Here is a 12,788-nt window from a genome sequence, read left to right on the forward strand (position 1 = left end):
CGGATCAGGGCGTCCGCGTCATTGGAAGTACCCGCCGCACGCAACGGTCTGGGTGCAGATGGCTCGGAAGTACTTCGTCGCCGCGGTGTTCCCCCACGGGACGCTTCCTCCCGCACCGGTCGAGCCGCCCGTGCCGACGTAGTAGTACTTCTGCCACGTGCCGAATTCGCTTCCGTTGTAGCCGCGGTAGAAGCCAAGGCCTTCGCCGGACGCTCGCTGGTTGTAGCCGGGGTTGGTGAAGAAGGAATAGCTGACGGTTGCGCTGTCGTCCCAGCCGATCGCCGACCCGCCACGGAACGGGTCGGAGTAACCCGCACTCGTCGCCCCCCACGCGTAGGAGTCCGCCGCCAGCGGGGACGCCGCGCCGCGATCGTCCGCGGGAACCGACGCCGAGCCGACCCCCGCGCGTATCGCCGCGACTTCGCGGGCAAGAGTCTCCTCCGTCAACCCGTTCGGAAGAGATCCGTCGGCGTCTTTGACAACGACGACGGTCTCGTCGCTTACGGGGCCCGTCGGGTAGAAGACCGCGTCACCTACCCTCTCTCCCTCGGAGCGGTCCAGGAGCACGTAGCCCTTGGCGTCTGCCTCCTTTGCTTTCGCGATGAGCGTCTGCTCGACCGCGGCATCCGAATCGGCCTCGGAAGACGCGTTCGCTGCCGCCGATGACGTCAGCACCAGACCGCTGACGACAAGGGGAACGGCGAGGACCGATGCCATCCGTGTTCTCTTCATCTCTCTCTCCAATCGCCTGTGACTCGAGGGGATATGAAGCGAAGCGCGTTCGCTTCACGGCGTCGAATCTACGTAACGCGCGACCAAGATCGCGTCCCCTCTTCGGGGGACACGACGATCGCATTCGGGAGGCGGGGCAACAACGATCCGTGAGCCGGCACACCGGCGCCGACACGACGGAATCACGTGACGACGCGCCCGCGCTCTCGACATGGAACCCATGTCCATATTCGCCGCATAAAGGGGGATACGGATCACCCGACGCAGCGGCCGGGGAGAGCATTCTTCGAGCGGCTATGGCGGTTGCCGAACGCACACGCTTCTGCGTACCAACGGCCGGGGCGCGAGTTCGCCCCCTCGAACCGGGCCTCCTCTGAGTAGCCCAAAATCTCAGCGAGCACTATCGCGTTGGCGGTCGCGAGCCGCTCGTCTGACAGTTGAGGGCGCAGCACCTCTCGAATCCGCGCAGTTGCGTTCGAATGATCGTTCCTGAGCGCGAAACTGGGGCCGCCGCTACAATCAGCGGCGTGACGCAGCACCAAGCGATGCTCGTGTACGACGGCGACTGCGCCTTCTGCACGACATGGGTGACCCGGCTCAAGAACACCCTTGGTGTGTTCCCCGAGGCGCAGCCCTGGCAATGGCTTGATCTGGAACAGTTCGGCCTCACAGACAGCGATGCGAGAAGCGCCGCCTGGTTCTTCCGGGGTGGTGAGGTACTCCGGGGACATGCCGCATTCGGTGCAATCCTGCGCATGCAGGATTCGCTCGGCTTGAGATTCCTCGGGAACCTTCTCGTGACTCCACCGTTCTCGTGGTTCGCCAGAGTTGGGTACTTCTTCATTGCTCGCTACCGGCATCGCCTTCCGGGAGGAACACCTGCCTGCGCGATGCCGAATCAGCGAAGCTAGATCAGACCCTCGGCGCGAAGATTCTCGACGCGCTCCTGAAATCCCATCCGACGCTCGCGTTGGTACGCCGTCCATAGGTTCGGCCGATCCGTCACGTCCATGCCGTCGCGGTGCGGCCGCTCCCGCCGCTGATCGCCCGCGTGATCGTCGATCCGAAGCGACCCGCCGGGCAGCGCCAGATCCCGCGCTGAACGATCATCCCGGCGTAAGAGGACGACGCCGAACCCGGGGCCTCAGCCCCAAAAACACAAGAGGCCCGCGGCTTGGTATCCGCAGGCCATTCGTGCCCACGATATCGTTGACCCATGTCCGGACACTCCAAATGGGCCACGACCAAGCACAAGAAGGCGGTCGTCGACGCCCGCCGCGCGAAGTCGTGGGCCAAGCTCATCAAGAACATCGAGGTCGCGGCCAAGCTCGGCGGCGCCGACCTCCAGGGCAACCCGACCCTCTTCGACGCCGTCCTCAAGGCCAAGAAGACCTCGGTCCCCAAAGACAACATCGATCGCGCGATCAAGCGCGGTGCCGGCATCGGCGGCGAAGCGGTCGAGTACCTCTCGATCATGTACGAGGGCTACGGCCCCAACGGTGTCGCATTCCTCATCGAGTGTCTGACCGACAACAAGAACCGCGCTGCGGCCGAGGTGCGCACCGCCCTCAGCCGCAACGGCGGTACTCTCGCCGACCCGGGCAGCGTCGCCTACAACTTCAGCCGTAAGGGCGTCATCGTCGTGCCGAGCGAAGGCACCACGGAAGACGACGTCATGCTCGCGACCCTCGAGGCCGGCGCCGAGGAGATCGAGCCTCACGGCGACGGGTTCGGCATCATCACCGACGCGAGCGATCTGGTGACCGTCCGCTCGGCCCTGCAGGAGGCGGGGATCGAGTACGACTCCGCCGACGTCGAGTTCGTCCCGTCGCTGAAGATCGAGGTCGACGCCGACACCGCGCGCAAGGTGTTCCGCCTCATCGACGCCCTCGAAGACAGCGACGACGTGCAGAACGTCTACACGAACTTCGACCTGAGCCCCGAGGTGCAGGCCGAGCTCGAGAACGACGAGTAAGGGCGCGCCCTCGACTCGACCACGGCCCCTGCGCTTAGCGTGGGGGCCGTGTCTCGTTCCCTCCGCGTCCTCGGTATCGACCCCGGCCTCACGCGCTGCGGCGTCGGAATCGTCGACGTCTCACCGAACCGCACGGCGTCGCTCGTGCACGTCGGTGTCGTCCGGTCGGCAACCACCGACCCGATCGAGAAGCGTCTGGCGGCGATCGCCGCCGGGATCCGCGCCGTCCTGGCCGCGCACGATCCGCAGGTCGTCGCGGTCGAGCGGGTCTTCGCGCAGAACAACCGCCACTCCGTGATGGGAACCGCCCAGGCCAGCGGCATCGCCCTGCTGTTGGCGGCCGAACACGGAATCCCCGCCGCCACGCACACCCCGAGCGAGGTCAAGGCTGCCATCACCGGGTACGGGTCGGCCGACAAGCTCCAAGTCCAGACGATGGTCGCGCGGGTGCTCCGGCTCGATGCTCTGCCGCAACCGGCGGACGCCGCTGACGCGCTGGCCATCGCGCTGTGCCACGCCTGGCGCGGGGGAGCGGCCGCCGTCTCCGGCGAGGCGACGCTCACCCCGGCTCAACGCGCGTGGCGCGACGCCGAGAAGCGTCGTTCTCCCCAGGCACGTGTCGCTCGAACACATGTACGAACCGACGCGTAAGCTGAGGGCATGATCTCTTCGCTGCACGGGGCGGCGGCCCACGTCGCCGACGACTCGCTGGTCATCGTGGTGGGCGGTGTCGGTTTCTCCGTCGCCGTGACCGCGCAGTTCGCACGGACGGTGCACGTCGGCGACGACATCCACCTGCACACGAATCTCATCGTGCGAGAAGACGCCCTCTCGCTCTACGGCTTCGAGAGCCGCGAAGAACTCACGGTGTTCACGCAGCTCATCAGCGTCACGGGCGTCGGCCCGAAGTCCGCCCTCGGGGTGCTCTCCTCGCTCACGGTGCCGCAGATCGCGCAGGCCGTGGCAGACGACGACGACGCCCCCTTCCGCCGCGTCTCGGGCATCGGCCCCAAGACCGCGAAGCTCATCGTCGTGCAGCTCGCAGGCAAGCTCGCCGTGGTTCCGGTCGCAGCGCCCGCGGCCGTGGCAGCGCACGGTCAGGTACCCCTCCAGGTCACGCAAGCGCTGGTCGGACTGGGCTGGACCGAACGCACCGCCGCCGAGGCGGTGGCATCCGTGGCCGAAAACGCCTCCGAGAGCGACCGCGCCTCGGTCCAGGCGCTGCTGCGCCTCACGCTCGCGCTCCTCGGGCCCGCGCGCAAGGAGACCGTGGGTGGCTGACGTCCGCGACGCCGGCGCCCCCGACGACGAGACCGAGCTCGCGATCGAGGGGGCGCTCCGCCCCACGTCTCTTGCGGAGTTCGTCGGACAGCAGAAGGTCCGGGGGCAGCTCCAGCTGCTCCTCGATGCCGCGCGGATCCAACAGCGCTCGCCCGATCACATCCTGCTCTCGGGGCCTCCCGGTCTCGGCAAGACGACGCTCGCCATGATCGTGGCCCACGAGAGCGGTCGGCCCCTGCGCCTATCGAGCGGGCCGGCCATCCAGCACGCGGGAGACCTCGCCGCGCTGCTGTCATCGCTCACCCCGGGCGAGGTCCTATTCATCGATGAGATCCACCGCATGGCGCGCTCGGCGGAAGAGATGCTGTACCTCGCGATGGAAGATTTCCGCATCGACATCATGGTCGGCAAGGGTGCGGGGGCGACGAGCATCCCCCTCGACCTTTCTCCGTTCACGCTCGTGGGCGCGACGACGCGCGCGGGCCTGCTCCCCAACCCGCTGCGCGACCGGTTCGGCTTCACGGCGCACCTCGAGTACTACGAGCCCGAAGAACTCGAGCGGGTCGTGTCGCGGTCGGCATCCATGCTCGATGTCGGACTGCCCGGCACCGCGCGGTCGGAGATCGCGCGCCGCTCGCGCGGCACACCCCGCATCGCGAACCGCCTGCTGCGCCGGGTGCGCGATTACCTCGTCGTACACGGCCCGTCCGCCGGCACCGATGACGGTCACGCCGACGTCCGCACCGTGGGCGCCGCCCTCGACCTCTACGACGTGGATGCCATCGGACTCGACCGCCTCGACAGGGCCGTTCTCGATGCACTCGTGCGCCGCTTCCGCGGCGGCCCCGTGGGCCTCAGCACGCTCGCCGTGGCGGTGGGGGAGGAACCCGAGACCATCGAGTCGGTGGTCGAGCCCTACCTCGTGCGCATCGGCTTCATGGGCCGCACGCCGCGCGGCCGGGTCGCCACCCCCGAGGCCTACGACCACCTCGGCGCTCCCCACCCCGACGGCCTGCTCCGATTCAGCCAGGGGTCATGACCTATACTCGGCGAGGGATTCCCCGACCCCCGCTAGGCAGTGCCGCATGGCGCGCCTGACCTGAAAGGTGCACCGCCTCCATGGATTTCGCGAGCTTCTTCGCCAACTACGGCCTCATCATCCTGCTGATCGGCCTGCTGATCTTCATGTTCTGGAGCTCGCGCCGCCGCATGCAGAAGCAGAAGCTCGAGCTCGAAGAGAAGGCCCGCCAGACGGTGCCCGGCGCCGAGGTCCTCCTCCAGGGCGGCCTATACGGCACCATCGTCGAGTACGACGGTGAAGACCTCGACAAGCCCGCGCACGTCGAGATCGCTCCCGGCGTCGTGATCAAGGTCCACAGCCAGGCCGTGCTGCGCATCGTCGACCCGACCTCCGGCACCGTCACCGAAGACGAGTTCATCGAGGCCGAAGAGACCGAGGCCGAGTACGTCGCGGGCGTCGCCGACGGCGACATCACCTCCATCAGCGACGACCACCGCGCCCGTCAGGCCGCCGAGGCCGAGGCCGACCGCACCGACAAGGACCGTCCGCAGGCCTGACGCCTCGACCGTTCGTTTCTCTCGTTCCGCCGCATAGAAAGCCGACTCCGTGGCGTCCTCTCCTCCTGTGCGCCATGCCTGGCGTGTTCTGACCGGTCTGCTCGCCCTCACGGCCGTGCTGTTCGGCATCAACGCCCTGGGCGTGTACGCCTTCCAGGCCAGCTCCTGGACCCCCGATCTCGCTCTCGACCTCCAGGGCGGGACGCAGATCATCCTGCAGGCGCAGACGACGGACGGCGCCGCGCCCGACTCCGAGCAGCTTCAGCAGGCGGTCTCGATCATCCGACAGCGCGTCGACGCCTCGGGCGTCGGTGAGACCGACATCGCGACCGAGGGCAGCGACAAGATCGTGGTCCAGATCCCGGGAGAGGCCGACGAAGCGACGCGCGAGCGGATCCAGAGCTCCGCTCAGCTCCAGCTGCGTCCGGTGCTGTTCACCGGCTCGCCCGCGACGACCTTCGTCGGAGAGGACGGGAACTCGACGCCGTACCCGACGCCGGACCCGAGCCTTCCGTCGACGCCCACCGCCTCGCCGACCAACGCGAGCGACCCCGCGTGGATCACCCCTGCCCTGCAGGCGCAGTTCCTCGCCTACGACTGCTCCAATCCGGCGAACGACGCGGCGAAGGCCCCGGCGAACGAGCCCCTGATCACCTGCGGCATCGACGACGGCGTGAAGTACATCCTCGGCCCGGTCGAACTCGACGGCACCTCGATCACCGACGCCACCAACGGCCAGGAGCAGAACACGGGCCGCTGGGCCGTGAACCTCGTCTTCAACGACGAGGGAACGCAGGTTTTCGGCAAGATCAGTCAGCGCCTCTACGGCGCTCAGGCGCCGCTGAATCAGTTCGCCTTCGTCCTCGACGGAAGCGTCCTTTCGGCGCCGCAGATGAACGCGATCATCCTGGACGGGCGCCCCAGCATCACCGGCAACTACACGCAGGAGAGCTCGAAGGCCCTCGCCGACCAGCTGAAGTACGGCGCGCTGCCGCTCAGCTTCGACGTCGTGAGCTCCGACACGGTGTCCGCCACCCTCGGCTCCCAGCAGCTGCAAGTCGGCTTCATCGCCGGCCTCATCGGTCTCGCGCTGGTGGCGGTGTACTCGCTCGTGGTCTATCGCGCACTGGGCACGGTGATCATCGCCTCGCTCGGCGTGATGGCGGTGTTGACCTACGTGATGCTGTGCATCTTGGCCTGGCGCATGGGCTTCCGCCTCTCGCTCGCCGGTGTCGCGGGCCTCATCATCACGATCGGGTTCACGGCCGACTCGTTCATCGTCTATTTCGAGCGCATCCGCGACGAGTTGCGCGACGGTAAGTCGATCACCGCGGCCGTCGAGGACGGCTGGTCCCGCGCCAAGCGCACGATCTACATCTCCAAGTCGATCAACATCCTGGCCGCCGTCGTGCTGTACATCCTTGCGGATGCCACGGTGAAGGGCTTCGCCTTCACGCTGGGCCTGACGACAGCGATCGACATCCTCATCTTCATCCTCTTCACCCACCCGGTGATGCAGCTGCTGGCACGCACCCGATTCTTCGGATCGGGGCACCCGCTGTCGGGAATGGACCCTGAGGCGCTCGGCGCCGTCTATCGCGGGCGCGCGCAGTTCCGGGCTCCGATCGCCGACACCGGGCGCACGAAGCGCTCACGCGCCGAGGCGCAGCGGCGCCAGACGATCGCCGAACGCAAACAGGCCGAGCTCGCCGCCTCACGCGGGGATAGCAGCTCCACGAAGGGGGGAGACGACTGATGCGCTCCATGACGCAGCTCGGTAACGACCTCTACTCGGGGAAGACCTCGTTCCCGTTCGTGCAGCGTCGGCGTGTGTGGTTCCTGATCGCCGCCCTGCTCGTGATCGGTGCGGCCCTCGTCCCGCTCGTACGCCCGATTCAGTTCTCCATTGAGTTCACCGGTGGCTCCCAGTTCACGGTCTCCAACCCGGCGACCTTCGACCAATCGCTCGCCACGCAAGCGGTGACGTCGGTCGTTCCCGGCGCCACGACGCGCGTGACCGTGATCAGCGATCAGGCCGTTCGCGTGCAGACCGACCAGATGAGCAACGACGAGACGCAGGCCGTTTCCGCCGCTCTCGCCAGTTCGTACCAGGTGCCGAGCTCCGAGGTCACCAACTCGTTCATCGGTGCGACGTGGGGTGCAGACGTCACACGTCAGTCGCTCTGGGGGCTGGCGATCTTCCTGGCGCTGACGTTCATCATCCTCGCGCTGTACTTCCGCACGTGGAAGATGTCGGTCGCCGCGATCATCGGGCTCGTCGACGTGCTCGTCATCACGGTCGGCATCTACGCGCTCTTCGGGTTCGAGATCTCGCCGGCGGCGGTGATCGGGTTCCTGACGATCCTCTCCTACGCCTTGTACGACACCACGGTCGTCTTCGACAAGGTGAGGGAGAACACGAGGGAAGACGGGGAGATCTCCGGACGCACGTTCGCCGAATCGGTGAACCTCGCCGCGAACCAGACGCTGATCCGCTCGATCAACACGACCGTCGTCGCGGTGCTGCCCATCGGGGCGATCCTCTTCATCGGTGTGCCGCTCGGTGCCCGGACGCTGAGTGACATCTCCCTCTCGATCTTCGTCGGAACGCTCGTCGCGGCGTACTCGACCCTGTTCGTCGCGGTGCCGCTCTATGCGCTGCTGCGTGAGCGGGAACCGGCCGTCGCCCAGCGCGACGCCCGCGTGCGCTCCGCGCGCGAGAAGGCGGGTGTCCCCGCCTGACGGCGGGGGCCCGCCCCGCCGGGCGTAGGATTGATCGACGGACGTCACGACGGGGGAGGGCACCGATGACCGAGACCGCGGCATCCGCACCCGCACCGTCGTCGTTGCGTCGGCTCGTGCCACGCATCTTCTCGCGCGCGGCTCGCCGCGACGACGTCGACAAGCTGCTGCGCACCGTCCGCACGCATCACCCCAAAGGCGACCTCGGCATCATCGAGCGCGCGTACGCCGTGGCCGACAAGGCGCACGACGGCCAGAAACGCCAGAGTGGCGAGCCGTACATCACGCACCCGCTCGCGGTGGCGCAGATCCTGGCGGAGCTCGGTCTCGGGCCCAAGGCGATCGCCGCAGCCCTGCTGCATGACACGGTCGAAGACACCGGATACCCCCTCGACGAACTGGCCGCCGACTTCGGCGACGAGGTCGCCATGCTCGTCGACGGGGTCACGAAACTCGACAAGGTCAAGTACGGCGACAGCGCGCAGGCGGAGACCGTCCGCAAGATGATCGTCGCGATGTCGAAAGACATCCGGGTGCTCCTCATCAAGCTCGCCGACCGCTTGCACAACGCCCGCACGTGGGGGTTCGTGCCCCCGCACAAGGCGGCCAAGAAGGCGACCGAGACCCTCGAGATCTACGCGCCGCTCGCACACCGTCTCGGCATCCAGGCCATCAAGAGCGAGCTCGAAGACCTCTCGTTCGCCGTGATGCATCCCAAGCTGTACGCCGAGATCGAGAGCCTGGTCAAACAGCGCACACCGCAACGCGAGCAGTACGTGCAGAACGTCATCGACGCGGTCGACGCCGATCTCCGTGAGCTCCGCGTCCGCGGTCGCGTCATGGGCCGCCCCAAGCAGCTGTACTCCGTGTACCAGAAGATGGTCGTGCGCGGCCGTGAGTTCGACGACATCTACGACCTCATCGGCATCCGGATCCTCGTGGGGACCGTGCGCGACTGCTACGCCGTCCTGGGTGCCATCCACGCGCGATGGACCCCGCTTCCCGGCCGATTCAAGGACTACATCGCCACACCGAAGTTCAACCTCTACCAGTCGCTGCACACCACGGTCATCGGACCGGGCGGGCGGACGGTCGAGATCCAGATCCGCACGCACGAGATGCACCAGCAGGCAGAGTTCGGCGTGGCCGCGCACTGGAAGTACAAGGAGCGCATGGCGGGCGGGAAGGCGGATGCCAAGGCCGTCGACGCCGACATGGCGTGGATCGCGCACATCTCGGACTGGCAGGCCGAGACCGCCGATCCCGGTGAGTTCCTGGACTCGTTGCGGTTCGAGATCGGCGCGAAAGAGGTCTACGTCTTCACGCCGAAGGGGCGGGTCATCGGCCTGCCGGCGGGCGCCACGCCCGTGGACTTCGCGTACGCCGTGCACACCGAGATCGGTCACCGCACGATGGGCGCCAAGGTCAACGGACGCCTCGTTCCCCTCGAGACGGCCCTGCAGAGCGGTGACGTCGTCGAGGTCTTCACCTCCAAGAACCCCGACGCCGGCCCCAGCCAGGACTGGCTCGGCTTCGTCAAGAGCACCCGCGCCCGCAACAAGATCCGCGGGTGGTTCACGAAGGAACGCCGCGAAGAGGCGATCGAACAGGGGAAGGACTCGATCGCGCGAGCGATGCGGCGCCAGAACCTGCCGTTGCAGCGGTTGATGAGCCAGGACTCCTTCACCGAGGTCGCCCGCCAGTTCCACTACGAAGACGTCTCCGCCCTGTACGCCGCAGTCGGCGAAGGACACGTCTCGACGCAGTCGGTCATCGAGAAGGTCACCGCCCTCGTCAGCGCCGAGGACACCTCGACCGGACCGATCGATCTGCCGCAGGTGGGTCGCCGGCGCACCCCCCGCAACAGCGATTCGGGTGTGCTCGTGCGCGGGGCGCCGGACATCCTCGTCAAGCTCGCGAAGTGCTGCACGCCGGTGCCGGGCGATGAGATCGTCGGCTTCGTGACGCGCGGGAGCGGTGTCTCGGTGCACCGCGGCGACTGCACGAACGTGAAAGCGCTCAAAGAAGACCCCGACCGTCTCATCGACGTCGAGTGGGCCCCCACCACGAAGAGCCTGTTCCTCGTCCAGATCCAGGTCGAGGCGCTGGATCGGTCGGGGCTGCTCAGCGACGTCACGCGCGTGCTGAGCGAACATCACGTCAACATCCTCTCGGCAACGGTCTCGACGTCGAACGACCGTCTCGCCCTGAGCAAGTTCGTCTTCGAGATGGGCGACACGGTGCATCTGGACCGCGTCCTCAACGCCGTCCGGCGCATCGACGCGGTCTACGACGTCTATCGCGTCACCTCGTCGTAGGCGACACCGCCTCGAGCACGTCGAGCGCGCGACGCCCGTACGGGACGCGCGGATGGAGGCCGACCCACGCGCGCGCGTGCTCCGCGAGCTCGGGATCGCTCCGCGCCCAGTCGCGCGCAGCGGTGTCGTGGCCGAGGCGTGCGAGGTCGGCGAGCGTCCTGTCTGGAGCGGCTACCGACACCCCCGCGATCTCGACGACGTCTGCGGGGGCGAGCCGGGTGTCATGGTAGACGACCCGGCCGTCGTACGACATACGCGCGCGCCGCGCGTCGGCGCGCTGCAGGTGATGTGTGGACGGCTCGAGGAGGACTCCACCGTGGATCCACGCCGCGCTGAGACGCACCGCGGCCCAGCGCGTGCCCACCAGGGGAGCGAGACTGCGCGCGCGCATCCACCTCGTCTCCGCCGCGTCAGCCGGCATGTAGCCTCCGCCGATGCCGACGAGGACGCCGTCGAGGCAGGCTGCTGTCAGTTCGGCGAGGGAGAGTCGCTCGCCGGGGAAGAAGAGGAAGGGCGACACCATCCCGTCAGTCTGACGTGAGGGTGTCGCCCTCTCCCGCCGAGGCGGGGATCTGTGGAGAAACGGGGGTCAGCCGCCGAGCGCACGCAGCCAGCCGCGGCGCGCCTCGAGCGCTTCGGCCGCCTGCGCGGCGGCACGCTTATCGCCGCGGGCCTCGGCATCGGCGAGCTCGCTTTCGAGCTTGGCGATCGCGTCGGTGATCTGGCGCGTCATATCGTTCGCACGCGCCTTCTGCTCGGGATCGTTGCGCTTCCAGTCGGCGTCTTCACGCGTGCGCACGCTCTGCTCGATCTTGCGCAGGTCGTCGTCGAGACCGCGCTCGACGTCGCGCGGGAACACCCGGCCGATCTCGTCCCACTCGCGCTGGATGGCCGTGAGGCGCTGACGGGCGGTGGCGAGGTTCTTCTCGTCGACGATCGGGGCCGCCTTCTCGAGGAGAGCGCGCTTCTGCTCGATCTTCTCGCGGGAGGCCTCGATGTCGGCGGCCTCGCGCTCGACGCGAGCACCGTACAACGCGTCACCCGCGGCCTTGAACCGAGCCCAGAGCGCGTCGTCGACCTTGCGACCGGCTCGGCCAGAGGCCTTCCACTCGCCGAGGAGGTCGCGGTACGCGCCGATGCCGTCTTCACCGCGGGGGGCCAACGCCTCGGCGCGCTCGACGAGGCGCGTCTTCACGTCGCGGGCGGCCTTGTGGGTCTCATCCAGCGACGAGAAGAACTCGCGGCGGTGGCGGTCGAAGCTCGCACGGGCGTCGCGGAAGCGACGCCACAGCTGCTGCGCCGTGGACTTCGGCAGTCGGGGGCCGTTCTGCTGGTGGGCCTGCCACCGGTCGAACAGCGCGGACATCTCCGCCGTGCTCTGCTTCCACTGCACGGTCTGCGGGTCGCGGGCGGCCAGCGCCTCGGCCTGCTCGACGATGACCGTGCGCTCCCGCACGGCGTCGGCCACGGCCTCTTTCGCCGCGGCGGCCTCGGTCTCACTCGCCTCCGCCAGCTCCGCGGTGAGGGCGTCGATGCGCGCGACGAGGGCTGCGAGGTCGCCGACCGCGGCAGCACCCTCGAGCTTCGCGCGCACGGTGAGCGCGGTGGAGCGCAGGTCGGAGGCGGAGGCGCCTCCGCGGCGGTGACGAACTTCGAGGAGGGTCACCTCGCTGGCAAGATCGGCGAACTTGCGCTGGAAGTAGGCCAGCGCCTCGTCGGGAGTGCCGTCGGGGTACTGACCCACGACGCGCCAGCCATCGGCCTCGCGCACCGACACGGTGCCCTCCTCGTCGACACGACCCCACGGCTCGGTGGGGGCGGCGACGCGCGCACCCGGACGGGGTCCGGGCCGGGCGGCGAGCGTCGGCGACGGCGCGGGAGCAGCGGCCGGGGCGGGAGCGGCGGCCGGCGCGGGCTCGGCGGCATCCGGTTCCGAAGGCTCGCCCTCGGCCACAGTGTTCTCGGACTCGGGCACGGCGGTGTCGACTTCAGCGGGCACGTCGGCCGGGTCGGTCGCCGCGGCGGACTCGTCATGCGAGAGCGTCGTCTCGTCGGTGGCGGGGACCAGCTCGTCGGCCGCGTCGCTCGAGGAGTCGCGCGGGCCGTCGGTGTCGGGGGAGGAAGCGGAAGTCACGGAAGTAGCACCTCATCGCGGCAGCGCC

At 68.3% G+C, this 12,788-nt stretch carries 12 protein-coding genes; 9 read left to right on the forward strand and 3 right to left on the reverse strand.

Annotation, left to right across the window (positions count from 1 at the left end):
• Positions 1 to 18: 18 nt before the first annotated feature.
• Positions 19 to 717 (reverse strand): hypothetical protein, encoded by a 699-nt coding sequence (locus tag PIR02_17255; GenBank protein WZH36478.1) that lies wholly within the window; start codon positions 715 to 717, stop codon positions 19 to 21.
• A 542-nt stretch (positions 718 to 1,259) separates the two neighbouring features.
• Here PIR02_17255 and PIR02_17260 point away from each other — a divergent pair.
• From PIR02_17260 to PIR02_17300, 9 genes are all read left to right on the forward strand, one after another.
• The gene (locus PIR02_17260) at positions 1,260 to 1,643 is read left to right on the forward strand and encodes a DCC1-like thiol-disulfide oxidoreductase family protein (GenBank protein WZH36479.1); all 384 of its coding nucleotides are present in this window, start codon (positions 1,260 to 1,262) and stop codon (positions 1,641 to 1,643) included.
• Positions 1,644 to 1,948: 305 nt separating this feature from the next.
• A complete protein-coding gene (locus PIR02_17265) occupies positions 1,949 to 2,707 on the forward strand; it encodes a YebC/PmpR family DNA-binding transcriptional regulator (GenBank protein WZH36480.1) in 759 nt (252 codons plus the stop codon).
• Between the two features lie 48 nt (positions 2,708 to 2,755).
• Complete coding sequence (ruvC, locus tag PIR02_17270) at positions 2,756 to 3,358, forward strand: crossover junction endodeoxyribonuclease RuvC (protein ID WZH36481.1); 603 nt, start codon at positions 2,756 to 2,758, stop codon at positions 3,356 to 3,358.
• Positions 3,359 to 3,367: 9 nt separating this feature from the next.
• On the forward strand, positions 3,368 to 3,988 hold the full coding sequence (gene ruvA / locus PIR02_17275; protein WZH36482.1) for a Holliday junction branch migration protein RuvA: 621 nt from the start codon (positions 3,368 to 3,370) through the stop codon (positions 3,986 to 3,988).
• A complete protein-coding gene (ruvB, locus tag PIR02_17280; protein ID WZH36483.1) occupies positions 3,981 to 5,027 on the forward strand; it encodes a Holliday junction branch migration DNA helicase RuvB in 1,047 nt (348 codons plus the stop codon). Before ruvA ends, ruvB begins: the two co-directional genes overlap by 8 nt.
• An 80-nt stretch (positions 5,028 to 5,107) precedes the next feature.
• Positions 5,108 to 5,566: a preprotein translocase subunit YajC gene (locus tag PIR02_17285; GenBank protein ID WZH36484.1), complete on the forward strand. Its 459-nt coding sequence runs from the start codon at positions 5,108 to 5,110 to the stop codon at positions 5,564 to 5,566.
• A 49-nt stretch (positions 5,567 to 5,615) separates the two neighbouring features.
• Positions 5,616 to 7,322 (forward strand): protein translocase subunit SecD, encoded by a 1,707-nt coding sequence (gene secD / locus PIR02_17290; protein WZH36485.1) that lies wholly within the window; start codon positions 5,616 to 5,618, stop codon positions 7,320 to 7,322.
• The gene (secF, locus tag PIR02_17295) at positions 7,322 to 8,308 is read left to right on the forward strand and encodes a protein translocase subunit SecF (protein ID WZH36486.1); all 987 of its coding nucleotides are present in this window, start codon (positions 7,322 to 7,324) and stop codon (positions 8,306 to 8,308) included. Before secD ends, secF begins: the two co-directional genes overlap by 1 nt.
• Before the next feature lie 65 nt (positions 8,309 to 8,373).
• Positions 8,374 to 10,626, forward strand: a complete 2,253-nt coding sequence (locus tag PIR02_17300; protein WZH36487.1) for a bifunctional (p)ppGpp synthetase/guanosine-3',5'-bis(diphosphate) 3'-pyrophosphohydrolase — start codon at positions 8,374 to 8,376, stop codon at positions 10,624 to 10,626.
• Here the strand turns inward: PIR02_17300 and PIR02_17305 are convergent.
• Both PIR02_17305 and PIR02_17310 read right to left on the reverse strand, forming a co-directional pair.
• Positions 10,613 to 11,149, reverse strand: a complete 537-nt coding sequence (locus PIR02_17305; GenBank protein ID WZH36488.1) for a hypothetical protein — start codon at positions 11,147 to 11,149, stop codon at positions 10,613 to 10,615. The two genes, PIR02_17300 and PIR02_17305, sit on opposite strands and share 14 nt — an antisense overlap.
• 66 nt (positions 11,150 to 11,215) lie before the next feature.
• On the reverse strand, positions 11,216 to 12,760 hold the full coding sequence (locus tag PIR02_17310; protein ID WZH36489.1) for a DUF349 domain-containing protein: 1,545 nt from the start codon (positions 12,758 to 12,760) through the stop codon (positions 11,216 to 11,218).
• Positions 12,761 to 12,788 lie beyond the last annotated feature (28 nt).

Source organism: Microbacterium enclense (assembly GCA_038182865.1).
Taxonomy (GTDB): Bacteria; Actinomycetota; Actinomycetes; order Actinomycetales; family Microbacteriaceae; genus Microbacterium; species Microbacterium enclense_B.